Raw genomic sequence first — 24,804 nt, forward strand, 5'->3', positions numbered from 1 at the left:
CCGTCGCTCACGAGGCGAGCGGGGAAGATGCGACACGGACACGCCACCCATATTCTGACATCCGCAGACCCTCGAGGGCCAGCACGGCGCGGGTCAGATGACTCCGGCGCTCCAGTCGTCCGGGGTGCCGAAACGGTGCGCGGTGATCGAGATCGCCTGCTCCTGAACGAACGGCAGCAGCTCGATCCGGCCGGCCGAGGTGACCTCGCCGTCGTACACGGCGAGTCCCGGGTCACCGTCCAGTGCGGTCGCGACGGCGCGTCGGGCGGATGCCACGGCCGCCCGTGAGCCGACGAGGCGCACCCGTCCGGGACGGGAGCCGTCCGACACATCCCGCGCGGTGACCATGCGGGCGATCCACTCGTCGTCGCTCTCGACGGCGACGAGGGTGCCGAGCTCGGAGAGCACATGCCGCACCTCGGCGGGAAGACCGACCGGTGTGGAGAGGAAGTACCCGGATCCGGCGCGGATAGCGGCGATCACGACGCGCAGCAGCTCGTGCCAGCCGGCGTCGCCGCTCGCACGGATCATCACCGGCACCGGACGGTAGCGGAAGAGGTTGCGCTCGATGCCCAGCTGCGAAACGTCGCGCACCTGTCCGAACTCGCGGTCCCAGGCCACGGCATCCGCCAGGGCCGACCGTCGCAGCCATTCGAAGCTCTCGAAGTCGAGCGATGGCTGGGCCGCCTCGATGAGATCCGTGATGCGGGTGTCGAGACCGCGCAGGTGCAGCGTGCTCGAGGCGTGCCCGCCGCTGCGCGAGCGCCACGTGCCGAGTCCGATGAGATAGTTCGGGCCACCGGCCTTGGCACCGGCGCCGACCGACGACTTCTTCCAGCCGCCGAAGGGCTGGCGCTGCACGATCGCTCCCGTGATCCCACGGTTGACGTAGAGGTTCCCCGCCTGCACGGCGCTGAGCCACTGCGCGAGATCATCCGGGTCCTGCGTGTGCAGTCCGGCGGTGAGGCCGTACTCGACGGCGTTCTGCATCTCGATCGCGTGGCTGAGGGAGGGTGCGTGCATGACGCCGAGCACCGGGCCGAAGAACTCCTCCCGGTGGAAGCGCGTTCCGGGCTGCACGCCCACCCGCACACCCGGGTGCCAGAGCCGGCCGGTCTCATCGCCGGCGACGGGTTCCGGCGCGATCAGCCACCGCTCATCGCCCTCCAGTTCGCGCAGGGCCCAGGCGAGCTTGCCCCGCGGGCGTTCGATGACGGGGCCGACGTCCGCGCGAGGGTCTTCGGGCCATCCGACGCGCAGCGAGCGCACGGCATCCACCAGCTGACGGGCGAAGCGCGATGACCTCCCCACCGGACCGACGAGGATCGCGAGCGATGCCGCCGAGCACTTCTGCCCGGCGTGCCCGAAGGCGCTCTGCACGAGATCGGCGACCGCCAGGTCGAGATCGGCCGACGGCGTGATGATCATGGCGTTCTTGCCGCTCGTCTCGGCGAGGAGCGGCAGGTCGGGGCGCCAGGAGCGGAAAAGCTCGGCCGTCTCCCACGACCCGGTGAGGATGACGCGATCGATGCTGTCATGCTCGACGAGAGCGCGTCCGTGCTCATCCTCGTCGACGTCGAGGAGCTGGAGCACATCGCGAGGAACGCCCGCCTCCCACAGCGCCTCCGCGACGACGGCCGCACAGCGCCGTGCCTGCGGCGCGGGTTTGAGCAGCACGGTCGACCCCGCGGCGAGCGCCGCGAGCACGCCTCCGGCGGGGATCGCGAGGGGGAAGTTCCACGGCGGCGCCACGAGCGTGACACGGGCCGGCTCGAAGGCGGCCCCGGGGATGCTGTCGAGCTCACGGGCCTTCGCGGCGTAATAGCGGGCGAAGTCGACGGCTTCGCTGACCTCGATGTCGGCCTCGCGGAGCACCTTGCCGGTCTCGGATGCTGCGACCTCGATGAGTTCCCCGCGCCGCGATTCGAGGGCGGCGGCGGCGCGCAGGAGGGCCTCGGCGCGCTCCGCCGCGGGATGCGACCCCCAGACGGCGGATGCCGTGCGAGCGCGTGCGACGGCCGCGTCCAGAGCATCGGCGTCCTCGATGCGCGCCGCGCGCAGCGTGGACGCGCCGATCCGCGAATCGGCGATGCGCGCGTGGATGCCGCGCGCCCATTCGCGGTTCGCGGGGAGTGCGGGATCGCTGTCGGCCGCGTTCATGAAGCCCGGGGCGCCGCCCACGGTCGTATCGCCCTCGCGGCGCGCGTAGACGGCCGTCTCGACATACATGCCGGAGGCCTGCGAACCGCGCGCGATCCCCAGCACGGTGCGGGTGAGGTCTCCGTCGTCCGCCGTGGTGACCGGTGCCGGCCGGAGGGACTCGTGCACGGGGGCGGAGCGGTCCTGGATGCGCTGAGGAGCCGTCCTCAGCGTCGCATCCGTCGAGCGTTCGACCGCTCGTCGATACCGGTCGCGCTCCCGGTCGAAAAGGCGCCCGTCCTCATGCAGGTGGAAGGCCGCAGACAGGAAGTTCTCGGACTGGGCGTTCTCCTCGAGCCGGCGCACGAGGTAGCTGATCGCGACGTCGAACTCCTCGGGCTTCACGACCGGGACATACAGCAGAACCGGTCCGACCTCGCGGGAAACCGCCTGAACCTGCCCCTGAGCCATGCCGAGCAGCATCTCGAAATCGACGCCGTCGCGCACACCCCGCTCCCCCGCGAGCAGCCAGGCGTGCGCGATGCCGAACAGGTTGTGACCGGCGACACCGATGCGCACCGCGGCGATGTTCTCCGGCGTCAGCGCGGCATCCAGCATCCGCAGGTAGTTCGCATCCGTGTCGAGTTTGGTCTCGTAGGTGGCCTGCGGCCACCCGTGCATCACGGCATCCACCCGCTCCATGGCGAGGTTCGCTCCCTTGACGAGGCGCACCTTGATCGGTGCGCCTCCGCGCTGGATGCGATCGCGCGCCCAGGCGGTGAGCTCGCGGAGCGCACTGAGCGAATCCGTGAGATACGCCTGCAGAACGATGCCAGCCTCGAGCGTCAGAAGGCGCGGATCCTCGAGGATTCGGGTGAAAACGGCGATCGTCAGATCGAGATCGCGGTACTCCTCCATGTCGAGATTGATGAACGTGCCGGTCTTCGCGGCTGTGACGTAAAGGGGTGTGAGCCTGTCGACCACGGCGTCCACGACGTCGTCGAACGCCCACATCGAGATGCGGCTGATGATCGCCGAGACCTTGACGGAGACGTAGTCGACGTCATCGCGGCGGATCAGATCATGGATGCCGTCGAGGCGGCGCTGCGCCTCGCTCTCCCCGAGCACGGCTTCGCCGAGGAGGTTCAGGTTGAGCCGGGCCCCGTCCGCACGCAGCCTCTCGATCGCCGCGCCGAGCTTGGCCGGGCGGGCATCGACGACGAGGTGGCCCACCATCTCGCGCAGCACCCGACGGGCGATCGGAACAGTCGGCGCGGGCAGCACGGGCGCGATGCCGCCGCCGACGCGCACGGCTCCGCGCAGGTACCAGGGCAGGAACTCCGGCACGATCGGCGCGATCCGCTGCAGTTGCGCCGCGGCAGCCCCCAGAGACTCGGGGCGCATCACGCCATCGACGAATCCGAGGGTGAAGGACAGGCCGTTCGGATCCTGCAGAACATCGGCCAGACGCGCAGCCGCCGGGTCGGTCTCCGCATCGGCCGCCTCGGCGATCCAGCGCCGGGCGAGATCGATCGAGGAATCGATGAGGGAGACGGACTCTGACATGTGCTCAGCCTACGAGCGCGGCCGCCGCTCGCCGGGGTGACACACTCCACCTTCTTCAGGCGGAATCCCGCGGGTCAGCTCCAGATGCTGGGAGCCTGGGCGCGGGTCGAGGGCAGAGCGGATGCCGCCGCCCACTCGTGCACCCAGGCCTCGACGTCCGGCAGCCCCTCGGGGCGGCCCACCGCGGCGAAGAGCTCATCGTGCGTGACCGTGCCGCCCGTGCGCTTGAGCATGCGGGCGCGCACGAGGACTCGTGTGTAGATCTCTCCGTCCACGACGGCCCGATGCTCGAGATAGATCGCGGTGTCGTCGTGGCCGAGCAGGCGCGATTCGATGTCGAAGCGCTGCCAGAGCTGCAGAGATTTGCGGAACGTGATCGTCTCGGACGACACCACGGCGTACCAGCCCTCGCGCTTCATGACATCGGCCATGCCCGTGCGGATCAACAGGTCCCATCGGCCCAGGTCGAACAGCGACAGGTAGCGGCCGTTGTTCATGTGGCGCAGCAGGTCGATGTCGGTGAGCAATGTGCGTGCGCTCACCCGCCCGATCGCCGTCGGTTCGATGCGCCCCTCACGGCGCAGTCGTCGCTGCGCCTTCCACATCACGAGCAGGGTTCGCCAGATCACGTTCACGAAGGACGATCGTAGTCATCGGCCACAGTCCTCCGAACTCCGTTGTGGGATTCGCACAGCACCCTCCCCCGATTTCGTCTTCGCGGGGGCCGCGCGTAGAGTCGCCGCATGAGCGATGATGCCCAGCCTGAAATCATTGTCCGTCCGGTCCGTGATGTCGATGCCGAAGCCCTCGGCCGCGTGCACGCCGCGTGCTGGCACGAGACCTACGATCATCTGATCAGCACCGCGGCCCTCGAGAAGGTGTCGCCCCGGCGCATGGCCGAGCTGTGGACGAACTGGGCCGCGCAGGGCCCCGACTTCAAGATGCACGCCGCCCTCGCCGATGGCGAGATCGTCGGGTTCGTCGGTTCCGGTCCCGCCCGCGACAAGGACGCCCCGGCGTTCCGCGAGCTGTACTTCATCTACCTGCTCGAGGCCTACCAGGGCACCGGCCTCGGCAAGCGGCTCTTCGATGCCGCCGTCGAGCAGGACGAGCCCCTCTACCTGTGGGTTGCAGAAGACAACCCGCGCGCCCACCGCTTCTACGATCGCAACGGCTTCCACCTCGATGGCGCGAAGCACACCGAGCCCTTCCTCGGAGAGACGCTCACCGAGGTGCGGTTCGTCCGCCCCTGACCAACACGAATGCGCTGGTGCGCCGCCCTCGGGCGGCGCACCAGCGCAATTTCTATGTCTCAGCGGCTGCTGACCGTTCCGAACAGCTTCGCGATCGGCGCGAGGACCATCGGCCGGGCGGCGACCCACGCCGCGGCGATCACGACGAGGGATGCGACGAAGAACCAGAATCCGGTCCAGTTATCGGCGTAGGCCGTCGGGTCGACCGACCCCTGGGCGGCGAACATGTGGTTGAGGTTGCGCAGCGCACCCGTCGCGAATACGAGGAACACGTGGATCGCGATGAACACGACGAAGTACAGCATGACCGGGAAGTGCACGGCACGCGCCCACTCGATCGGGTACGCCTTGCTGAGCTTCTCGGCCTTCTTCGGCCACATCCCGCTCATCCGGAATCCGGTCACAGCCGCCAGCGGCGCCGCGATGAAGATCGTCGTGAAGTAGGCGATCTGCTGCACGGAGTTGTAGTTCGCCCACCCGTTCTCGGTCGGCCAGTCCAACGAGATGTACTGCAGGATCGCCGAGAGCGCGTTCGGGAAGACCTCCCAGCTGGTGGGGATCACCCGCATCCACTGCCCGGTGGCGAACAGCAGCACGATGAACACGACGCCGTTGACGAGCCAGAGGATGTCGAGCGACTGGTGGAACCAGATCGTCAGGCTGACCTTGCCCGAGGATTTTCCGCGCGGAGTCCAGAACGCCGTCGGACGCTTCTCAGTACGAATCCTCAGTCCCGACCGGATGATCAGGACCATGAGGAACACGTTGAAGAAGTGCTGCCATCCGAGCCAGCCGGGGAAGCCGACCGGCGCACCCTCGGGCAGGTGGTACTCGCCCGGGTAGGTCGTCAGGAAGTCCTGCAGCGGCGTGGTGCTCAGCAGCCAGCGGACGAAGAACACCGCCATCGCGGCCGCTCCCAGCAGCGCGATGCCGCCGATGACGACGACGCCCGCCCACTGCCCCTTCGTGAAGGGGCCGTGCCGCACCGGCTCGGGAGCCGGAGCACCATGACGCGGCGCATCCCCCTGCCAGACCGTGCGCTGGAAGGGCAGCGGAACACTGATATCGGTGCCCGGAGTCGACGGCGCCTCGGATGCCGCGACCACTGCCTCCGAGGAAGCAGAGGCAGGTTCGGTCGCGGCGACGGGCACGACCGCAACAGTCGCAACCGCATCGGCCGGAGGCCACGGCTCTCCGCCCGGCGTGCGCGGAAGGCCGCGGCGCAGAGCGATGCCGGACGGCACAGCGACCTCGACGCGTTCCACCCGCTCAGCCACCAGCGGCTCTGCGGCGGGCGCGGCCTCCGGGTCGTTGACCGACGAAGCCGCCGAGATCGGCTGGACTGCGACGGGATCGACGACGGCCCGAGCACCCGCATCGGCCGGAGGCCACGGCTCGCCGCCGGGCGTGCGCGGCAGTCCCCGACGGAGCGCGACGGTCGGTGAAGCGACGGTTTCGGCTCGCTCGGCTCGCGACACGACCGGAGCGGCGACAGCCGCGGCGGCCTGGACCGCCGGAGCCTCAGCCGCGACCTCAGGAGCCGGGGCCTGCACGGGCTGATCGTCGAAGGAGTCGAAACCCTCTGCCGCCACAACATCCGCGGGAGGCCAAGGATCGCCGCCCGGGACGCGAGGGAGTCCGCGTCTCAGCATCCGTCTACTTCTTCCGTGCGTCGAGAGCGTTCACGATCTGCGGCAGCACCGTGAACAGGTCTCCGACGATGCCGAAGTCGGCGATGTCGAAGATCGGAGCGTCGGGGTCCTTGTTGATCGCGACGATCGTCTTCGCCGTCTGCATGCCGGCCCGGTGCTGAATGGCGCCGGAGATGCCGACCGCGACATAGAGCTGCGGCGAGACCGAGACACCGGTCTGACCGACCTGGTGCGCATAGGGGATGTATCCGGCGTCGACCGCCGCACGCGAGGCGCCGATCGCCGCGCCGAGTGAATCGGCGAGCTGCTCGACGAGCACGAACTGCTCCTTCGACCCGAGACCACGACCGCCCGCGACGACCTTCGCCGCACCGCGCAGGTCGGGACGCGAGGATTCGACCTCGACGACCTCGACGGTACCGGCCGTCGCCGCCCGAGCACCCGACGGCGTCACCTCGATCGCCTCGACCGCCGGCGAGGCCACAGCCTCGGCACGGGCATCCACTGCCCCCTGACGCACCGTGATCACCGGAGCACCGAACGTCGGCGCCGAATCCACCAGGTACGCCCCACCGTAAACGGAGTGGTGCGCGACGATGCCCTCATCATCGCGGGAGACGCCGATCGCGTCGACCGAGACCGCCAGCTTCTCGCGCACCGCGAAACGACCGGCGACATCGCGGCCCGTGATCGAGTTCGACATGAGAACCGCATTCGGGCGAACCCGCTGGAACGCCGCCTGCAGGGCGTCGACGATCGAAACCGTCAGGGCGGCGGCATCCGCCTCGGCGGTCAGGACGACGGAAGCTCCGGCAGCAGCCGCAGCATCCACCGCGCTCTGCGCGCCACCGGGCACCAGGACGACCGGCGTGCCGATCAACGACGCCGCGCCGATCAGCGCCGCGGTCGACGTCGCCGCGTCACCGGCGGGCGTCACATCGACGAGAACGAGGATCGCGTCTTCGGGGTAGCTCATCATCACACCAGCCTGTTCTGCACGAGGAAGTCCACCAGCTGCGCGCCGGCGTTTCCGTCATCGGTGACCTTCACGCCCGCCGCGCGCGGAGGCTTCTCCGACACCGTCGTCATGATCGTCTGCGGGGCGGCGCCCGGGTCTGCCGAGACACCGAGATCCGCGAGCGACAGCACCTCGAGCGGCTTCTTCTTCGCCGCCATGATGCCCTTGAAGTTCGGGAAACGCGCATCCGGCAGGGCTTCGGTGATCGAGATCACCGCGGGCAGCGACGTCGAGACCTGCTGGGCGCCGTCATCCGCCGCGCGCGTGCCCGAGACGGCATCCGCTGCGATCTCGACCGCGCTCAGCGCAGTCGCACTCGCGAAGCCGAGGTGCTCGGCGAGCATCGCCGGCAACATGCCTCCCGAGCCGTCCGTCGACAGGTTGCCCGTGATCACCAGATCCGGTTCCGCCCGACGGATCGCCGCAGCGAGCACCTCGGCGGTGAGACCGAGGTCTGCGCCGACGAGCTTCTCATCGGCGACATGCACCGCCGAGCCCGCACCGATCGCGAGCGAACGGCGGATCGACGCCGTCGACGTCTCGGGGGCCATGGACAGCGCCACGACCTCGGTGCCGGCGTTCTTGTCGGCATACGACAGGGCGACCTCGAGCGCACGCTCCGTGATCTCATCGAGAACCACGTCACCGGCGGCACGATCGGCCAGCCCGGTCTCGAGATTCAACTTGCGATCGCCATACGTGTCCGGCACTTCCTTGACCAGGACGAAGATCTTCATCGACTACTCCTCACGACTGTCGCCGAGTCTACTGCGCCGGGCCCGAATGTAGGCAATCCGGCCGCTCTGCTCCGACCCGCACCCGCTCCGGCGCCCATAATGTATACAGAGCGCCGGAACAGGGTCGGACGGAACGATGGATGCCGCATGCACGCGACCTATTCGTGCGTGGCGAAGCTGTGCGCGAGAACCCAGGAGGGGAAGTCGGCGATCTTCGCGTCGATGAGGAAGGGACGATCCCGCGGACCATCGAGCCAGGCCTGCAGCGGCGCCAGGTCCTCGAGCCGGCGAACCGTGATGGCCTCGCATCCGAACCCGCGGCCGATCGCCGCGATATCCGTCTCCGGGAACACGACCGTCTCCAGTCGCTCCGTCTCCTCTTCGAAGTGGTGCACCTCGGCACCATAGGCGTGGTCGTTGTAGACCAGGACGATCAGGGGCAGCTTCATGCGCACGGCCGTATCGACCTCGGCCAGCGACATCATGAACCCGCCGTCGCCGACGCCTGCGATCGTGACGCGATCGGGCTGCGCGATGCTCGTTCCGATCGCGCTCGCCAACGCGAGTCCGATCGATTGGAAGGCCAGCGGGATGACGTATCCGTCATTGTCGGGGACGCGCAGCAGCATGGCCGGGTAGGCGTTGAAGTTGCCGCCATCCGGGACCACGACCCGCTCCATCGGCACCATGGCGTCGATCGCGTTCGTCAGAGCGCGGGGATCGATCCTGCCACTGTCCGGGTCGTTCGCGTCGACCGGTTCGCTGCGATCCTCGAACGGTTGGTCGCTCCAGTGCCGGGATTCCGACACCCGGACCGCGGTCTCCTCGCTGCGGTAGCCGGCGCGCGGCCCCTCGGATTCGAGCAGATCCGCTACCGCCGCAGCGGTGAGGGCGCTGTCGCCGAGCACTTCGAGGTCGACGGGGAAGTGGAAGCCGAAGGCCGCTGCCGTGTCATCCACCTGGATCACGTACGGGTTGCGGATGAAGGATCCATCCCGCGTCGTCCAGCGGTTCAGCGCCGCGCCGAACGCGACGATGACATCGGCGTCCCCGATCAGCTCGGCGGCGCCGTCTGTGGAGAAGCCGCCCATGACGTCCAGATGCCACGGGTCCTCGGCGAAGAGGCCACGCCCCACCGCGGTCGTCGTGAGCAGAGCGCCCGCCAGATCCGCGAGACGACGGATCTGGGGGGCGGCATCCGCCGCACCGCGACCGCCCACGAACACCGGACGCTTCGCGGTGCGCAGACGCTCCGCGATCTGAGCGACGGATACCGGCGCCGCGACAGGAGCCGGAGGAGCAGCAGGAGGAGCAAGACGCTCGAGCTCAGCGATCTGCTCGGGTGTGGCATCCGCCCTCTGGAAGTCCAGCGGCATCGAGAACACGACCGTCCGACGCCCGGCGACCGCGGTCGTCACAGCACGGACGATGTCGCGCAGCGCAGAAGCCGGCGAGTGGATGCGCTCGGGGACGGCCCCCATCCCGGCGACCACATTGTCCTGGTCGATCCAGAAGTTGCTCTCATACTCCCCGCCCGGCGTATCGCCGGCGAGGACGAGCACGGGGGTGCGCGACTTGGCGGCTTCACCGATGCCCGTCAACGCGTTGGAGAGCCCGCAGCCCTGGTGCACCGTGACGACGGAGAGGCGCCCGGTCGTCTGCGCGAAGGCATCCGCCATGCACGCGGCTCCCATCTCATGACGCGAGCCGGTGAACGGGACCCCGGCGTCCAACGCCGCATTCGTCGCGCGGAAGTTTCCGCTGCCCACGACGCCGAACATGTGCGCGCCGCCGAGACGCGCAACCGCGCGTCCGATCAGTTCATCGATCTTCATCAGGTCCACTCCTATCGATGCCCGCTCCTCAGAGAGCCGGCATCCCCTTCTGGTTCACATACGCCGCGTCGAGCTCGAGCTCCTGCTGGCCCCACTCGGCGAAGATGGCGTCGTACACGCCGTCATCCATGAGCGCCTGAACAGTGTCCTGCAGGAGCGCGACCTTGTCGTCCTGCCCCTTCTCCACACCGAAGGCGATCGGCGCGACCATCTCGAGATCTCCGACGAGTCGGAACTGATCGGGCTGGGTGTCGGCCATATAGAGCATGTACGAGACGCTGTCGTACGCCACGTCGATGCGTCCTGCCTCGAGCGGCACGGTGATCAAGGTGTTCGAGAACCCTGTCACCGTCGTGCCGGGGATCCCCGCGGCGTCGCACTCCTCGACCTTCTCCTCAGCACGCAATTCCTGATCCGTGCCCTTGATCACTCCGATGTGGCGACCGCAGATGTCTTCCTTGGTCTCGATATCCGAATCGGCTGCCGTGAGATAGGCGACGCCCGCCGCCAGATAGTCGACCAGCGTGAGCACCTCACGTCGCTGCGGGTGGTCGCCCGTCGAAGCGGTGAACGCGTACTTGCCGGCCAGGACACCGGGCACATGGCCGTCGAATGCCACGGCCTCCATGGTCGCGTCGACGCCCCACTTGGCGGCCATCGCCTCGACAAGATCGGGCTGGAGGCCCACGACCTCGCCCGTCTCATCCACATAGGCGTTCGGCTGCAGCACCTTGACGGGAACCGTGATCCCGCCCTTCCACTCGGCGGGCACTCGATCGGCGAGCTCCTGGTCCGCGACGATCGTGTGTCCATACATCTCGAGGTTTTCATTCCCCGCGCCGTCGGCGCTCTGCGTCGATGAACAGGCGGGCAGTGCAACGGCTGTCGCCATGAGCGCGGCGAGCACCGCGCCCTTGCTGAATCGGGATGAAGCGCGCATACCTATCGGGTCCAATCATTCTCGGCGTTGAGGATGCTCCCATCATGGATAGTCGGATGCTCCCACTCCTCGCACTCTCTCGCCCAGCAGAATTTGCCGCTGCTCCGGCCTCTCCGCTGAGGCCTCGGGCGATAGCATCCCCCTGATGTTCTCCCGCAATCCCCCAGCACCTGGGCCCGGCGAACGACCCGATCCGCTGTGGACGATGCGCTTCGCGCTGGCGATGCTCGTGCAGTTCGGAGCATCCATCGTCTTCGTCACGCTCATGACGTACATGGCCGTCTACGCCATAACGATGTTCCACGTGCAGGATTCAGCCGCCGGATTAGCGGCGAGCTCATTCATCCTCGGCTCCGCGATCTCGCGGATCTTCATCGGGAAGTATCTGGATTTCATCGGGCGCAGAAGACTCATCATCATCGCGCTGATCGTCTTCACGCTGTGCTCAGCGCTCTACCCGCTGAGCTGGTCCTTCACGTCCCTGATCGCGACGCGCCTGCTGCACGGCGCCGCGTTCGGTGCGATCTCCACCGGGATCACCTCCGCCGCCGTCACCCTCATCCCCGCGACCCGCCGTGGCGAAGGGATGGGTTTGTTCCTGTCGGCATCGACGATCGCCATGGGGATCGGGCCCGTGCTGGCAGTCTCGCTCTCCGACGCCGTCGGAGCGAATGGCGTCTTCCTGATGACGGCGCTGTCGGGCGCCGTATCTCTCGTGGCAGCCGTCGTCGTACGACTGCCCGAGCGGCGGCCGACCGCAGACGAACACTCCCGACGCTTCCGACTTCGCCCCTCGGACGTGTTCGAGGTCCGGGCGCTGCCCATCTCCTTCTCACTGCTCCTGTGCGCCTTCGGGTATTCCTGCATCGTCACGTTCCTTGCGCCGTACACGATCGCCCAGGGAATGCCTGCCGCAGCATCCGCCTACTTCATCGCATTCGCCGCGGCGATGTTCGTCGTACGCCTGTTCACCGGCAGACGCCAGGATCTCAAAGGAGACAACGCCGTCGTCATCCCGCTCATGCTGCTCTTCGCCGTCGCCCTCGCCACGCTCGTCTTCGCGACGCAGCCCTGGATCCTCATCCTGGCGGGTGTGCTCGGAGGCGTGAGCTACGGCGGGCTCCTTCCGAGCCTGCAGGTCGTCGCCGTCACACGGGCATCCTCGGAACGCCTCAGCATCGCCCTCACGACGCACTACCTGATGCTCGACTCCGGCGTCGCGCTGGGGCCGGTCATCTTCGGATTCGTCATCGCGATCGCCGGGTATCCTGGCCTCTACGCCGCTCTCTCAGCCACGGTGCTGCTGGCCATGGGCATCTACTGGTTCGTTCATGGCCGCCATCACCGCCATCGAAGGAACTGAACCGTGTCCGATCCCGAAGCCCCGGAAGGCCCCGACGCACGTCGGTCCGTGCTCGGGCGCGCCTTTCTGGTCCTGGACTGCTTCGCGGGCGGCGTCGAGATGAGCGTCTCACGCATCGGACAGCGCACCGGGCTGCCGCCCGCGACCGTGCACCGCATCCTGGCCTCGCTCGTCGAATGGGGCGGGGTCGAGCACGTCTCGCACGGCCGCTACCGCCTCGGCTCGAGAATCTGGCGTCTCGGTGTCGGCGCCCCACAGGTGCGGGTTCTGCGCGAGCTGGCGCAGCCCTACCTCGTCGACCTGCACATCCACACAGCCGGAACCGTCTACCTCGCCGTGCGCGACGGAAGCGACACGGTGTTCTCCGACCGCATCACGCGCGTCCGCCGCTCAACCGACACACGCTGGGTCGCGCGCCGCGCCCCGCTCAGCCAATCCGGAGCCGGCCGCGTCCTCCTCGCCTACTCCGATGAGGCCTGGGAGCTGCAGAAAGCCCTCGCGCAGACGAGCGACGAAGCAGCAGCCGAACTCGAGTGGCTGGAGCAGGAGCGCACCCGCATCCGTGATCGCGGCATCGCGATCAGCAGCGACGACGGTTTGAAGGGCCGCTACTCGGTCGCCTGCCCGGTGTTCGGCTTCGACGGAATGGTCGTGGCATCCATAGCCGTCGCCTTCCCCGACACCCGGATCCCGGATCCGACGACCGTCGCCCCCTGGGCGAAGGCGACGGCCCGCTCCATCAGCAACGACCTCGTCGAGCTCGGATACTGATCGGGCGAACCGTCGCAGCGGGGCTCAGCGGTTGCTCCAGACCGGGTCGCGCTTCTCGAGGAACGCCCGCACACCCTCGACCCTGTCCTCCGACAGGTACGGGTTCGGGCCGACGTTCAGACGCAGTGCCGTATTCACCGGCAGGCCCCACGACTTCGTCGCCATCTCCTTGTACCGGCGCTGCGTCACCGGCGAGTTGCGGATGATGCGCTGCACCATCTCCTCGACGCCGGCCTCGAAGTCTTCCTCGTCGTAGACGTGGTTGATCAGGCCCATCTCCTGGGCTTTCTCGACCGGAATCGTGTCGGCCGTGTAGAGCAGCTCGAACGCGAGCCCGCGGGGGATGAGCCGCGGCAGCAGGATGTTGCCGAGGTTCGCCCCCATCCCCCGACGGGCCTCGGTCAGACCGAACTGCGAGCCCGCCTTCGCGATGCGGATATCGCTCGACAGCGCCAGCTCGCAACCGCCCGCGATCGCATGGCCGTTGAGAGCTGCGACCACCGGCTTGTACGTCTCGAGCATGACCTCGAAGAGATTGCGCAGCTGCCCCATCATCGGCACCGGGATCTGACGGCCCGACTGCGCGGTCTCGTCCATCTCCTTCAGATCACCGCCGGCGCAGAACGCTTTATCGCCCGTGCCGGTCAGAACGATGCACCACACGTCCGGATCGGCGCCCGCCTCGACGAAAGCCTCCACGAGGGCGCTCGTCGTGCGGGTATCCATCGCATTCCTGCGCTCGGGACGATTGATCGTGATCCGCGCAACGTTGTCCTGAACGCTGTAGAGAACACGGCCGTCTTCCAGCTCGATCACTGACATGCGCCTATCCCTCTTCCTTCTCTGCACGGCCGGCGGCATCGCCGACCACTCCGCTGTCGACGAGAGCGTCGATGCGCTCATCACTGATTCCGATTCGTCCCAGGACCGCGCGGCTATCCGCTCCGAGGGCGGGCGGCGGCGTCGCCTGCGCCAACGGATACTCGCCGTCGAAGGTCATCGGCAGATTCACGATGCGATAGTCGTCGATCTCCGGATGCTGCATCGGCACGATCTGTCCGAGGGCATTCACCTGCTCGTCGGCGAGCACAGCGGGAATGTCGTTCACGGGCGAGTGCGGCACGCCGGCGGCGCGCAACCGCCGCTCCATCTCCGCAACCGTGAATCCTCGGGTGATCTCCGATACCAGCGCGTTCACCGCGTCACGCGCGTTCACCCGATCCGCGTTGTCGACGTACCCGCGCACGGCGTGGTCCGCCGGAACGTCAAGAGCCTCGAGCAGACGCAGCCATGTGTCGTTGTTGCCGGCCGACATGAAGATGTACCCCTCTTGCGCCGCGGGGAAGGCTCCATAGGGAACGACCCCGCCGAAGCCCGATCCGAGCCGACGCGGCTTCGGATTGCCGGCTTGGACGGCCAGCAGCTGAGGGGACATCCACATCAGCGCCGTCTGCAGCAAGGACATCTCGATGTGACTGCCCTCACCCGTCATGTCTCGGCGTCGCAGCGCTTCGAAGACCGACAGCGCCACCCACATTCCCGTGCCCATGTCGAGCACCGAGACCGGAACGCGTGCCGGATCGCCGCCGTCGGCACCGGTCACGGAGACGATCCCGCCGTAGGCCTGAACGAGAGGGTCGTATGCCGGACGATCGGCCATCGGGCCCGTGGATCCGAACCCGGTCATCTCGACATAGATGAGCGCCGCATTCTCCTGCTTGATCTTCTCCGCGGAGAACCCGGCCTTCGCGAGCGCCCCGGGGCGCAGGTTCTGCACCAGCACATCGGCATTGCGGATCAGCTCCCAGAGCAGCTGAGCACCCTCGGGCTTCTTGTAGTCGAGCACCATCGAGTGCTTGCCGCGGTTGAGCGCGAGGAACGTCACCGACAGGCCGTCCCAGCTCGGCGGCGCCCAGGAACGACTGTCATCCCCCGTGCCGAAGCGCTCGACCTTGATCACGGTCGCACCGAGATCGGCCAGGATCTGCGTCCCGAACGGTGCCGCCACGCTCGTGCCGATCTCGATGACGGTGATCCCGTTCAGCGAACCCGCTCGCTGGTCATTCGTCTGCATGATTCCCTTTCCACCTCAGATGGAGTTGTCGTAATCGTCTCGCTGTGCCGACGCGATCGGCCGCGCCCATGGCGACGGAGCGCCCGCATAGGCCGCGGGCCCCAACCGGAAGTGCTGCGCCTGCTCGAACGTCTCGATGAACGGCATGTCCATCGCGTAGACCTCGCTCCCCTGCGGTCGCGGCCCGGCCTTCGAAACGCGTCCCCACAGATCGTGCCCGGTCATCCGGGTGGCGAGCACCGCCGCCTCGATCAGGATCGACAGATCGATCCCCGTCTCGATGCCTTCGGATTCGAGAAGGTGCACGAAATCCTCGGTCGGGATCATCCCCGTCAAACGGCCGTTGCCGCAGTAGGGGCATCCGCCCATTCCGCCCAGTCCCGTATCGATGACGAGCTCGTCATCACCGTCGAGCTGCAGCATCGCCTCATAGGCGGACACCATTGCCGTGCCTCGAGCGTCGTGCAGGTGCAACTGGAACCGGCGGATCTGCGGCCAGGTGCGGGTGATCAGAGCAATCTGCTCGCGCACGGCCTTCGGCGTGTTCCAGCTCATCGGATCGCCCAGCTGCACACGCGTGACCGGGATCCCCGCGGACTCCCACGCGTCGATCTGGCGGCTCAGGGCGTCCATCCGCTGCTCTTGCGTGAAGGCACCGACCCAGTTGGAGCCCCAGGCGGCATTCACGCACACCTCGGCTTCGACGACGCCGCGAGCCGCAGCATCCGCGATCACCTGGGGCAGAGCATCCCACTCGTCCTGCACCGTACGGTTCGTGTTGCGCTGCACGAAGACATCGCACAGGTGCACCCGCGAGACGCCGATCGTCGGATCACCATCGCTGAACTTGTGCGCATACTGCGCGATGCGCTCGCGCCCCTTCGCGTTGAGCGCGAGGGCCGTGTAGGTGACACCGGGAGCGGGCTCGAATCGCTCGGCGAGCTCATCGATCTGCGCCATCTGCGGCACCCACTTGGGGCTGACGAACGAGCCGACCACGATGTTCTGCAGCCCCGATCGGGAGAGCAGGTCGAGAAGCTCGATCTTCTGATCAACAGGGATATCCGCGCTCTCGATCTGCATCCCCTCGCGCAGCGCCTCCTCGACGAGAGTCACCGTCGGCAAGGAGAATGACGTCGAACCACCCATCAGGAATCCCTCCATTCGATACCCATCGGAAGCGACCGGACATCCGCATCAGCAGCAAGAGAGCCGACGGCGTCGAGCAGGCGTCCGGCACCGGGGCCGTCGATACCCGCATAGGAGAAGCAGGACGCGATCTTCGTGCGCAGTTCGTCATCGCTCAGAGGATTGCTGCTGTCGCCCCGAGCCGCATACACCGTCGCATCCGGACGCCGGCCGCCGGCCGTCAGCATGGACACCGTGGCGAACTCGCGCCCGGCTTCTCCCTCGCGCAGCGACACCCTGCGGGCCATGTCCCGCACGTCCTGTCTGCTCTCGAAGCTCTGCGGCGTGAAGTCCGCCAAGGTTACGGCACCATTCAGCAGGGCCAGGGCCACGCAGTACTCGAGGCTGAACTTCGCCTCATTGGCCGTTCGGGGCTCGCCCGATTGCAAGGGTGCGGTGCCGTTCTCATGCACCACGACATCGATCGCCTCGACATCCAGCGTCGTATCGTCACCCAAGTCGAGTCGCATGTCGAGAACGGCGTCGATGGCGAGATGCGTCCCGTAGCAGGAGGGGAATCTCTTCAGCCCCCAGTCGAACGCCCAATCGTTGACCCACTGCGCGAACCGGTCCTCCACGTCGACCGTGAGGTCGACGAGCGCTTGATGTCCCGCCTCTCCGAAGCGGGCGAAATATCCGGACGGCGCTTCCAGCTCCTGCAGCGAGGCGGTGATGCCGGCCTCCGCCCAGTCCACGGCGCGCAGAGCATCCTGCACCGACATGCCCACATGCATCGGCTTCGCCATCGTCCCGAAATTCGCCCGCGATCCCGCAGCCATCGTCGAGGCCAGAGCGAGCGCCCGCTGCGTCGTCGGAACATCGAGGTTCTTCAGCCGAGCGAGCGCCGCGACGGCCGCCAGGCGCCCCACCGTCGACGTCGAATGCCAGCCGCGACCGTAATGGAGCGCACTCGGCAGCGCCTGAGTGATCGTGCGGAAAGCCGCCTGCCCGACGATGAACGCCTCGGCGAACCGCTCGAACGAAAGAGGGCCGTCATCCGCGGCGAGCAGCGTGGGAACGAGCACCGCACTCGGATGCAACGGCATGGTCGGCGACACATCATCGAAATCGAAGAAGTGCGCCGCCGTGCCGTTGATGAAACCGGCGGTCGCGCCCTCTCCGGGCACCCACGCCGCAGCCGAGGCGTCCGCGTCCAACGCCGTCACCGATCGCAGTCGACGGATTCCGTCCTCACCCGATGCCGCAACCGACACCGAGAGCGTGTCGATGAGGGCATGACGGACTTCCCGCTCCTGCAGCGACGCCGGGACCTCGGTGGTCAGCACGGCAACCGCCAGCCGTTCGGTGAGCGCGCTCTCGCGCAGATCGACGGCCATGGTCAGAAGGACTTGGGCAGACCGAGCGTGCCATGCGCGATGCCCGCGAGCACCACGTTGTTGCTGACCGGCGCGATCGAGGGGAGCTTCGCCTCACGGAAGTGCCGCTCGATGCCGTACTCCTCAGCCACGGCGTAGCCGCCGAAGGTGTCGAACGCCGCGTTCGCCGCCTTCCACAGGGCCTGGCTGGCCAGCAGCTTCGCGCCGTTGACCTCGAAACGCGGGTTGTCCCCCGCCGCGTACATGTCGGCTGCGCGCCAACGCATCAGCGATGCCGCCTCCAACTCGGCATAGGCCTGCGCGATCGGGAACTGGATCCCCTGGTTCATGCCGATCGGACGGCCGAAGACCTCACGCTCATTCGCGTACTGCGCAGCGCGCCCGAGAAGGTGCATTCCCTGGCCGATGTACTCCGAGGTAGCGAGGATCCGCTCCGCGTTCATGCCGGAGAGGATGACCTTGAACCCCTCGCCCTCTTCGCCGATGCGGTTCTCGACCGGCACCTCGAGGTTGGCGATCGTCAGTTCGTTGGTCTCGTGGTTGACCATCGTGCGGATCGGGTTCGCCACGATCCAGCCCTTCTCCTGAGCCTCGTTGAGATCCACCAGGAACGTGGTCATGCCCGCCGACGGCTTCGCGGCGTCCTCGCGGTTCGTGGTTCGCGTCAGCAGCAGGATCATGTCGGAGTGCTGCACGCGGGAGGTGAAGATCTTGCTGCCGTTGACGATGTACTTGTCGCCCTCGCGCACGGCGAATGTGCGGATGCGCGTGGTGTCCGAACCGGCATCCGGCTCGGTCACGCCGAAGGACTGCAGACGCAGGCTTCCATCGGCGATCTGCGGCAGGAAGCGATTCTTCTGCTCTTCGCTGCCGTGACGCAGAATGCTGCCCATCGTGTACATGCCGGCGCGAACGGCACCTGCGTGGCATCCGTTGCGCTCAAGCTGCTCGAGCACGACCGCCGCATCCGAGATGCTGGCGCCGCCTCCCCCGTATTCGCTCGGGATGAGCATGCTCATCCAGCCCTCTTCGTACAGCGCGTCGACCATCTCGGTCGGGTAGGAGCGCTCGCGGTCGCCCTTGCGCCAGTATTCGTCGTCGAAAGGCTTGCAGAGCTGGTCGATCGCGTCGCGGATCGACAGCTGCTCCTCGGTCAATCCGTACGCGGACGAAGCGATCTTGTGTGCCATGTCGTCACCTCTCTGTGTCTGTCTGAGCCCAGTTAATTCGGGGGCGGCTCCCCGGGGAGCCACCCGTCGCATCCAGCGGAATTCAGTCGATCGATTCCGTCCGGATGCGCATGATCAATTCAAGATGTCGGGGCCGCCGTTGATGGCGACGTCGTCGAGCGTCAGGTCCTGCAGCTGCCACTGGTCGAAGATCGCCGTGTAGACGCCCTCGTCCATGAGCTCCTTGATCGTGTCGCGCAGCAGCTCCGCCTTCTCGTCCTCGCCCGCGACCACACCGAAAGCGATCGGCGCATCGTGGATCGGATCGCCGACCATCATGAACTTGTCGGACTCGTTTGCCGCGAAGTAGACGACAGACGAGATCGAGTCATAGGTGACGTCGATGCGGTCCGCCTCGAGCGGGACCGTCATGAGCGTGTTCGAGAAGCCGATGATCTCGGTGCCCGGGATGCCCTTGCTGTCGCACTCCTCGACGATCTCCTCCGCACGCACCTCCTGGTTCGTTCCCTTGGCGACGCCGATCGTGAGCCCGCAGATGTCATCGACGCTGGAGATGTCCGAATCGGCCTTCGCGAGCCAGCCGAGCCCGGCGATCGTGTAGTCGACCATCGTGAGCACTTCCTGCCGCGCAGGGAAGTCGCCCGTCGCGGTCGTGAAGGCGTACTGACCGGATTGAACACCCGGAACCTGCGCATCGAAGGGCGCGACCTCCATGTCGACGGAGACCCCGAGCTTCGTGGCGATCGCGTTGACGAGGTCCGGCTGCATACCGACGTTCTTACCCGCCTCGTCGACGAACATGTTCGGCCGGAGAACCTGAAGAGGAACGGTGATCCCGTTCTTCCATTCCGCCGGCACCCGGTCGGCCAGCTCCTGGTTGAACTCCACGGTGTGGCCGTAGAAGTCCATCGACTCGGCGACGGGTTCGTTGCTGGAACAGGCCGCCAGGGTTCCGGTCATGAGCGCGACGGCCGCGCCGACTCCGAGGATTCGCGTGAAGGTTTTCGTGTGCACGATGACTTCCTTGTCAGGTGTGAGGGCGCAGGAGGTCCGTCCACCCGCGCCGGTGGTTGGTGAGGAGTGGATCAGCGGGACTGGAAGCCGCGCCCGAAGCGCTTCTCCAGTCGGGACTGCCCGATCATCGCGAGGATGGTCAGCAACAGGTACCAGATGCACGCGACGGTCAGCAGAGGCAGCGTCTCGTAGGTGCGTCCGTAGATGTTCTGAACGACGGTCAACAGCTCCGCATATCCGATCACCGAGACGAGGGAGGTGTTCTTGAACAGGGTGATCAGCTCTGTTGCGAACGGCGGGATCGTCACACGCACCGCCTGCGGGAGCACGATTCGTGCGAATGCCTGGGATCGGGGGATCGACAGGGCCCGCGCCGCTTCGGTCTGCCCCTTCGAGACCGACATGATGCCGCCGCGGATGATCTCCGCGGTGTGACCGGCGACGATCATCGCCAGGCCCAGCATGGCTGCGCCGAACTGGCTCAGGATGCTGTTCGTCGGGATCTGCACGATCGGCGGCAGGAACGGGATCCCGAAGTCGATGGTCGGGAAGAGCGCCGAGATGAAGTAGAGGACGAGGATCAGCACCAGCGCGGGGATCGCGCGGATGAACCCGATGTACGACAACGCCAGCACCCGCAGCGAGTTCGACTGCGACATGTTCATCAGACCGATGATCAGTCCGCCGACGAGTCCGACTACACCGGCCACGACCGTCAGCAGGATCGTCCGCCCCAGGCCCTGCAGGACCAGGGGGTCGAACAGGTACGTGAAGACGATGTTCCATTTCCATCGCTCATTGGTGACGACGTTGATGGCGATCGAAAGCGCGATCAGGACGAGGACGACCCAGGCCCCGACGTTGACCCAGTTGGTGGGCTTGATGGCCGCGGCGACGTTGTAGTCGGGCAGCGCGGCGGTATCCGAAGCAACGGATTTCTTCACAGACGTGTTACTCATCTTCTTCTCCTCGTGCTCCGGTTGCTCAACGCTCAACGTGCTGCAGGAAGTTGCGGAGGCGGTCGCTCTGCGGGTTGTCGAGCACCTCGTTCGGCGCACCCGCCTCGACGATGTGACCGCCCTCCATGAATGCGATGCGATCGCAGACGCTGCGCGCGAATTCCATCTCGTGGGTCACGACGACCATGGTCATGCCGAACTCGGCGAGGTCCTGCATGACACCGAGAACCTCCCCGACCAGCTCAGGATCGAGAGCCGAGGTCGGCTCATCGAAGAGCATGATCTTCGGATTCATCGCGAGAGCTCGCGCGATCGCGACACGCTGCTGCTGTCCCCCGGACAGGCTCTGCGGATAAGCATCCTTGAACACGCTCATCCCGACGCGGTCGAGCAGGTGGAGGGCGCGATCCTTGATCTCGTCCTTAGTCTGGCTCTTCGCGATTCGCGGGGACAGCGTGATGTTCTCGTAGACCGACAGATGCGGGAACAGGTTGAACTGCTGGAAGACCATGCCGGTGGGAAGCCGCTGCTTCGCGACCTCCTTCTCGCGCAGCTGATGGAGCTTGCCGCCCCGCTCCTCGAAGCCGAGCCTCTTGCCGAAGAGGTGGATCGCTCCGCCGTTGATCTCCTCCAGCTGGTTCATGCATCGCAGCAGCGTGGACTTTCCGGACCCCGAGGGGCCGATCAACGACAGCACTTCTCCCTCGGAGATCGTCAGGTTGATGTCCTTCAAGACCTCTTTATCGCCATAGGACTTCGCCACGTGGCGAACCGAGATGGCGGCTTCGAGATCAGGGGCCGTGTACGTCATCGTCGACATGGTGGCTTCTTTCAGTTCCGCTCAGGCGACGGCGCCAGTTCGATGGCGACCGCCTTGGTGTGCGTGTAGTTGAGGAGGGCCTCGAAGCCCTTCTCTCGTCCGTATCCGCTCAGCTTGTGCCCGCCGAAGGGCAGTTCGATGGTCGGACCGAGGTAGGTGTTGATGTAGACCTGCCCGGATTCGATCTCTCGGGCCACACGGTGCGCACGGTCGAGATCCTGGGTCCAGAGGGCGCCGGCGAGACCGTAGTCCGAGTCGTTGGCGATCTCGATCGCCTCCTCCTCCGTCTCGAACGGGATGACGACGCCGACCGGGCCGAAGACCTCTTCCTGGGCGATCATCATCGAGTTGTCGACTCCGGTGAAGACCGTCGGCGAGATGAACAGGCCCGCAGCATCCTTGCCGGTCAGCGGAACCTCGTTCTTCGCCGCGCCCTCCGCCTCGGCGGCGGTGAGCATCTCGCCCACCTTGGCGAACTGGGCGCGGGTCGTGACGGGCCCCATGTCGACGCTGTCGGCGAAGGCCTTCACCGCGGCCATCAGGCGAGGCACGAACTCGTCGTGGATGGAGCACTGGACGAGGATTCGCGTGCCCGCGCTGCAGGCCATGCCGGAGTTGCCGAGGAACCCCCGCGCGGCGACCTGCGCGGCGCGGTCGAGATCGGCGTCCTCGAAGACGATGTTCGCCGACTTTCCGCCCAGTTCCAGGCTGAGCGGCAGGATTCGGGTCGCCGCAAGCGCACTGATCGCCTGCCCCGTGCGCACCGATCCAGTGAACGCGACCTTCGATACGCGCCGGTGCTCCACGATCGCGGAGCCGACATCGGGCCCCGTGCCGTTCACGACGTTGATGACACCGGCCGGCAGACCGGCCGCAGCCGCGATCTCGCCGAGGAGGAACGTCGTCGTCGGTGTGAACTCCGAGGGCTTGATGACGACGGTGTTGCCGGCCGCGATCGCGGGGGCTGCCGCTCGAGCCGCCTGGTTCAGGGGAGCGTTCCACGGCGTGATGATGCCGACGACGCCATAGGCCTCGCGACGGGTGTACGCCTGGTAGTGCTCCCCCATGTCGATGGTCTCGCCCGCCATCGCCGGGATCATTCCGCCGTAGTAGGAGAAGTACTGCGCTGCCGCCCGGATCTCGCCGAGCGCGGCGGTGCGGGGGTGGCCGGTCTCCTCGGCCTCCCAGTCGGCGAGCTCTTCGGCGCGTTCGAGGATGGTTCCGGCGAGCGCGAGGAGCTTCTCCGAGCGCTGAAGCGCCGAGAGCCGTGCCCACTTCTTCTGCGCCGTGTGAGCGGCGATGACAGCGGCGTCGACGTGCTGCGCCGTGCCGGAGAGAGCGCGTCCGATCGCCCCGTTCGTACGGGGGTTGATGATCTCCGGGGTCTCGGCACTTCCCTCGGCGACCGCAGCGCCGTCGATCCAGTGCGGGATCGTGCGTGCTCCCGCGCCGGCTGCGACGATCGTCGTCACGAGATGCTCCGTCCGCCATCGACGTCGATGATCGAGCCGGTCAGGAAGGATGCCATATCGCTCGCGAGGAACACGATGGAGTTGGCGACGTCGGTGATGTCGGCGGGGCGCCCCATCGGGATGCCGGAGACCATGGAGGCCTTCGTCTCATCCGGGATCGTGTCGGTGCCCATGGCGTTCTTCACGAAGCCGGTCTCGGCGATCACCGGGCTGACGGCGTTGACGCGGATGTCGGGGGCGAGTTCGACGGCAAGCGCACGGGTGAAGGCTTCGACGCCGGCCTTGAGCGAGCAGTAGATCGCGGAGCCGGGACGCGGGCGCTTCGCGGAGACGGAGGCCACGTTGACGATGTTGCCGATCGGCGACTTGCGCAGGTGCTCGAGCGCGTACTGCGATGCCAGAGCCGTGGAGCGGTAGTTGATCTGGTAGAGCCAGTCCATGTCCTTGCTCGTGGTGTTCTCATATGGACCGGCGAGGTTCGGAGCCCCGGCGTTGTTGACCAGCACGTCGAGTCCGTCGAACGTGTCGACCGTCGACTGGATGCCGGCCTTGATGGACTCCTCGTCCGTCACATCCATCTTGATCGCGACCGCTGAGGCGAGCTCGTCGGCGACGGCCTGCGCCTTCTCGAGGTTGAGGTCGGCGACGACGACGTTCGCGCCGCGGGCGGCGAACTCGCGGCAGGTCTGCGAGCCGAATCCACCGGCTCCGCCCGTGACGAGCACCGTCTTGTTTTCGAAGTTCAGATCAGACATTGACCGGTTTCCTCCTGTGTTCTTCGTTGAACTGCGAACCCCCACGGCGAATCCGTCTGGTCCGGGTACCTATAACCGTAGAAGCAATAGTGCGGGTGCTTTTCCCCCGGGGAACCCCGCTCTCTCACCCCGCGGAATATGGAGCGTCGGCAGTCGTATGCGCCGGGCGCTACCGTAGGAGCGTGGCCGCTCCCCGTCCCCTGCCGATCGATCCGCTCGCCGAGGCGAAGCGTCAGTGGGTCGCGCATGGGTGGGCGGATGCTGCCGAGGGGATGACGACGGTGATCTCGGTCATGCGGGCGCAGCAGTTGCTGCTCGCGCGCGTGGATGCGACGCTCAAGCCGTTCTCGCTGAGCTTCGCGCGCTACGAGGTGCTGCGTCTGCTGGGGTTCAGCCGTGAGGGGCGTCTTCCCCTGTCGAGCGTCGTGTCACGTCTGCAGGTGCATGCGACGACCGTCACGAGCACGGCGGATCGCCTGGTGCGCGATGGCCTGATCCTGCGCGAGCCGCATCCGCACGATGGACGCGCGGCGATGCTGGTGCTGACCGAGAGCGGTCGTGCTCTCGTCGAGACGACGACGGCGGCCCTGAACGCGGAGGTGTTCCGCGATCCGGGCCTGAGTCCGCAGGATGCTGCGGACCTCGTCGCGATCGTCGCGCGCCTGCGCAAGGGTGCGGGCGATTTCGCCGACCCGCGGCCGCAGCCGGAGCCCCTGTAGGC

At 67.0% G+C, this 24,804-nt stretch carries 21 protein-coding genes; 4 read left to right on the forward strand and 17 right to left on the reverse strand.

Annotated features, from left to right (window positions below):
- Positions 1-93 precede the first annotated feature (93 nt).
- On the reverse strand, positions 94-3,705 hold the full coding sequence (locus tag ACWAUG_RS02010) for a proline dehydrogenase family protein (RefSeq protein ID WP_460800851.1): 3,612 nt from the start codon (positions 3,703-3,705) through the stop codon (positions 94-96).
- 74 nt (positions 3,706-3,779) lie between these two features.
- Entirely contained in the window at positions 3,780-4,340 is a 561-nt protein-coding gene (locus ACWAUG_RS02015) for a thioesterase family protein (protein WP_298039532.1), read from the reverse strand.
- A gap of 108 nt (positions 4,341-4,448) precedes the next feature.
- Here ACWAUG_RS02015 and ACWAUG_RS02020 point away from each other — a divergent pair, with 108 nt between their 5' ends.
- On the forward strand, positions 4,449-4,958 hold the full coding sequence (locus ACWAUG_RS02020; protein WP_298039530.1) for a GNAT family N-acetyltransferase: 510 nt from the start codon (positions 4,449-4,451) through the stop codon (positions 4,956-4,958).
- A 59-nt stretch (positions 4,959-5,017) separates the two neighbouring features.
- Here ACWAUG_RS02020 and ACWAUG_RS02025 read toward each other — a convergent pair whose 3' ends face one another.
- The 5 genes from ACWAUG_RS02025 to ACWAUG_RS02045 all read right to left on the reverse strand — a co-directional run bounded on the left by ACWAUG_RS02025 (position 5,018) and on the right by ACWAUG_RS02045 (position 11,140).
- Positions 5,018-6,550: a cytochrome b/b6 domain-containing protein gene (locus tag ACWAUG_RS02025; protein ID WP_460800854.1), complete on the reverse strand. Its 1,533-nt coding sequence runs from the start codon at positions 6,548-6,550 to the stop codon at positions 5,018-5,020.
- Between the two features lie 64 nt (positions 6,551-6,614).
- Positions 6,615-7,589 carry an electron transfer flavoprotein subunit alpha/FixB family protein gene (locus ACWAUG_RS02030; protein WP_460800856.1) on the reverse strand — a complete coding sequence of 325 codons (975 nt, stop codon included), beginning with the start codon at positions 7,587-7,589 and terminating at the stop codon, positions 6,615-6,617.
- Positions 7,589-8,365, reverse strand: a complete 777-nt coding sequence (locus tag ACWAUG_RS02035; protein ID WP_460800858.1) for an electron transfer flavoprotein subunit beta/FixA family protein — start codon at positions 8,363-8,365, stop codon at positions 7,589-7,591. Before ACWAUG_RS02035 ends, ACWAUG_RS02030 begins: the two co-directional genes overlap by 1 nt.
- 158 nt (positions 8,366-8,523) lie before the next feature.
- Complete coding sequence (locus tag ACWAUG_RS02040; RefSeq protein WP_460800860.1) at positions 8,524-10,200, reverse strand: thiamine pyrophosphate-binding protein; 1,677 nt, start codon at positions 10,198-10,200, stop codon at positions 8,524-8,526.
- Positions 10,201-10,228: 28 nt separating this feature from the next.
- Positions 10,229-11,140, reverse strand: coding sequence for a transporter substrate-binding domain-containing protein (locus ACWAUG_RS02045; protein WP_460800862.1), 912 nt, complete (start codon positions 11,138-11,140; stop codon positions 10,229-10,231).
- A gap of 205 nt (positions 11,141-11,345) precedes the next feature.
- Between ACWAUG_RS02045 and ACWAUG_RS02050 the strand changes: the two genes are divergently transcribed.
- Positions 11,346-12,503, forward strand: coding sequence for an MFS transporter (locus ACWAUG_RS02050; RefSeq protein ID WP_460800864.1), 1,158 nt, complete (start codon positions 11,346-11,348; stop codon positions 12,501-12,503).
- A 3-nt stretch (positions 12,504-12,506) separates the two neighbouring features.
- A complete protein-coding gene (locus tag ACWAUG_RS02055) occupies positions 12,507-13,274 on the forward strand; it encodes an IclR family transcriptional regulator (protein ID WP_460800865.1) in 768 nt (255 codons plus the stop codon).
- Between the two features lie 24 nt (positions 13,275-13,298).
- Here the strand turns inward: ACWAUG_RS02055 and ACWAUG_RS02060 are convergent, their stop codons facing one another.
- The 10 genes from ACWAUG_RS02060 to ACWAUG_RS02105 all read right to left on the reverse strand — a co-directional run bounded on the left by ACWAUG_RS02060 (position 13,299) and on the right by ACWAUG_RS02105 (position 24,083).
- Positions 13,299-14,096 (reverse strand): enoyl-CoA hydratase/isomerase family protein, encoded by a 798-nt coding sequence (locus ACWAUG_RS02060; protein ID WP_460800867.1) that lies wholly within the window; start codon positions 14,094-14,096, stop codon positions 13,299-13,301.
- A 4-nt stretch (positions 14,097-14,100) separates the two neighbouring features.
- Complete coding sequence (locus ACWAUG_RS02065) at positions 14,101-15,348, reverse strand: CaiB/BaiF CoA transferase family protein (RefSeq protein WP_460800869.1); 1,248 nt, start codon at positions 15,346-15,348, stop codon at positions 14,101-14,103.
- Between the two features lie 15 nt (positions 15,349-15,363).
- Positions 15,364-16,497: a beta/alpha barrel domain-containing protein gene (locus tag ACWAUG_RS02070; RefSeq protein WP_460800871.1), complete on the reverse strand. Its 1,134-nt coding sequence runs from the start codon at positions 16,495-16,497 to the stop codon at positions 15,364-15,366.
- Positions 16,497-17,873: an MmgE/PrpD family protein gene (locus ACWAUG_RS02075; RefSeq protein WP_460800873.1), complete on the reverse strand. Its 1,377-nt coding sequence runs from the start codon at positions 17,871-17,873 to the stop codon at positions 16,497-16,499. Before ACWAUG_RS02075 ends, ACWAUG_RS02070 begins: the two co-directional genes overlap by 1 nt.
- A 2-nt stretch (positions 17,874-17,875) precedes the next feature.
- Positions 17,876-19,063, reverse strand: coding sequence for an acyl-CoA dehydrogenase family protein (locus tag ACWAUG_RS02080; protein ID WP_460800875.1), 1,188 nt, complete (start codon positions 19,061-19,063; stop codon positions 17,876-17,878).
- Between the two features lie 114 nt (positions 19,064-19,177).
- Entirely contained in the window at positions 19,178-20,077 is a 900-nt protein-coding gene (locus ACWAUG_RS02085) for a transporter substrate-binding domain-containing protein (protein WP_460800877.1), read from the reverse strand.
- Between the two features lie 71 nt (positions 20,078-20,148).
- The gene (locus tag ACWAUG_RS02090) at positions 20,149-21,036 is read right to left on the reverse strand and encodes an amino acid ABC transporter permease (protein ID WP_460800879.1); all 888 of its coding nucleotides are present in this window, start codon (positions 21,034-21,036) and stop codon (positions 20,149-20,151) included.
- A gap of 25 nt (positions 21,037-21,061) precedes the next feature.
- A complete protein-coding gene (locus tag ACWAUG_RS02095; RefSeq protein ID WP_460800881.1) occupies positions 21,062-21,856 on the reverse strand; it encodes an amino acid ABC transporter ATP-binding protein in 795 nt (264 codons plus the stop codon).
- A gap of 11 nt (positions 21,857-21,867) precedes the next feature.
- Positions 21,868-23,328 (reverse strand): aldehyde dehydrogenase family protein, encoded by a 1,461-nt coding sequence (locus ACWAUG_RS02100; RefSeq protein WP_460800883.1) that lies wholly within the window; start codon positions 23,326-23,328, stop codon positions 21,868-21,870.
- On the reverse strand, positions 23,325-24,083 hold the full coding sequence (locus ACWAUG_RS02105) for an SDR family NAD(P)-dependent oxidoreductase (RefSeq protein WP_460800885.1): 759 nt from the start codon (positions 24,081-24,083) through the stop codon (positions 23,325-23,327). Before ACWAUG_RS02105 ends, ACWAUG_RS02100 begins: the two co-directional genes overlap by 4 nt.
- Before the next feature lie 182 nt (positions 24,084-24,265).
- On the opposite strand from ACWAUG_RS02105, the gene ACWAUG_RS02110 reads away from it, so the two are divergent.
- Positions 24,266-24,802, forward strand: a complete 537-nt coding sequence (locus ACWAUG_RS02110) for a MarR family winged helix-turn-helix transcriptional regulator (RefSeq protein ID WP_460800887.1) — start codon at positions 24,266-24,268, stop codon at positions 24,800-24,802.
- Positions 24,803-24,804 lie beyond the last annotated feature (2 nt).

Source organism: Microbacterium sp. GXF6406 (assembly GCF_054798215.1).

Coding starts and splice junctions, on each gene's coding strand:
- ACWAUG_RS02010 (WP_460800851.1), bottom strand. CDS start 3,705: ATGTCAGAGTCCGTCTCCCTCATCGATTCCTCGATCGATCTCGCCCGG.
- ACWAUG_RS02020 (WP_298039530.1), top strand. CDS start 4,449: ATGAGCGATGATGCCCAGCCTGAAATCATTGTCCGTCCGGTCCGTGAT.
- ACWAUG_RS02030 (WP_460800856.1), bottom strand. CDS start 7,589: ATGATGAGCTACCCCGAAGACGCGATCCTCGTTCTCGTCGATGTGACG.
- ACWAUG_RS02035 (WP_460800858.1), bottom strand. CDS start 8,365: ATGAAGATCTTCGTCCTGGTCAAGGAAGTGCCGGACACGTATGGCGAT.
- ACWAUG_RS02040 (WP_460800860.1), bottom strand. CDS start 10,200: ATGAAGATCGATGAACTGATCGGACGCGCGGTTGCGCGTCTCGGCGGC.
- ACWAUG_RS02045 (WP_460800862.1), bottom strand. CDS start 11,140: ATGCGCGCTTCATCCCGATTCAGCAAGGGCGCGGTGCTCGCCGCGCTC.
- ACWAUG_RS02050 (WP_460800864.1), top strand. CDS start 11,346: ATGCGCTTCGCGCTGGCGATGCTCGTGCAGTTCGGAGCATCCATCGTC.
- ACWAUG_RS02060 (WP_460800867.1), bottom strand. CDS start 14,096: ATGTCAGTGATCGAGCTGGAAGACGGCCGTGTTCTCTACAGCGTTCAG.
- ACWAUG_RS02065 (WP_460800869.1), bottom strand. CDS start 15,348: ATGCAGACGAATGACCAGCGAGCGGGTTCGCTGAACGGGATCACCGTC.
- ACWAUG_RS02070 (WP_460800871.1), bottom strand. CDS start 16,497: ATGGGTGGTTCGACGTCATTCTCCTTGCCGACGGTGACTCTCGTCGAG.
- ACWAUG_RS02075 (WP_460800873.1), bottom strand. CDS start 17,873: ATGGCCGTCGATCTGCGCGAGAGCGCGCTCACCGAACGGCTGGCGGTT.
- ACWAUG_RS02080 (WP_460800875.1), bottom strand. CDS start 19,063: ATGGCACACAAGATCGCTTCGTCCGCGTACGGATTGACCGAGGAGCAG.
- ACWAUG_RS02090 (WP_460800879.1), bottom strand. CDS start 21,036: ATGAGTAACACGTCTGTGAAGAAATCCGTTGCTTCGGATACCGCCGCG.
- ACWAUG_RS02095 (WP_460800881.1), bottom strand. CDS start 21,856: ATGTCGACGATGACGTACACGGCCCCTGATCTCGAAGCCGCCATCTCG.
- ACWAUG_RS02105 (WP_460800885.1), bottom strand. CDS start 24,083: ATGTCTGATCTGAACTTCGAAAACAAGACGGTGCTCGTCACGGGCGGA.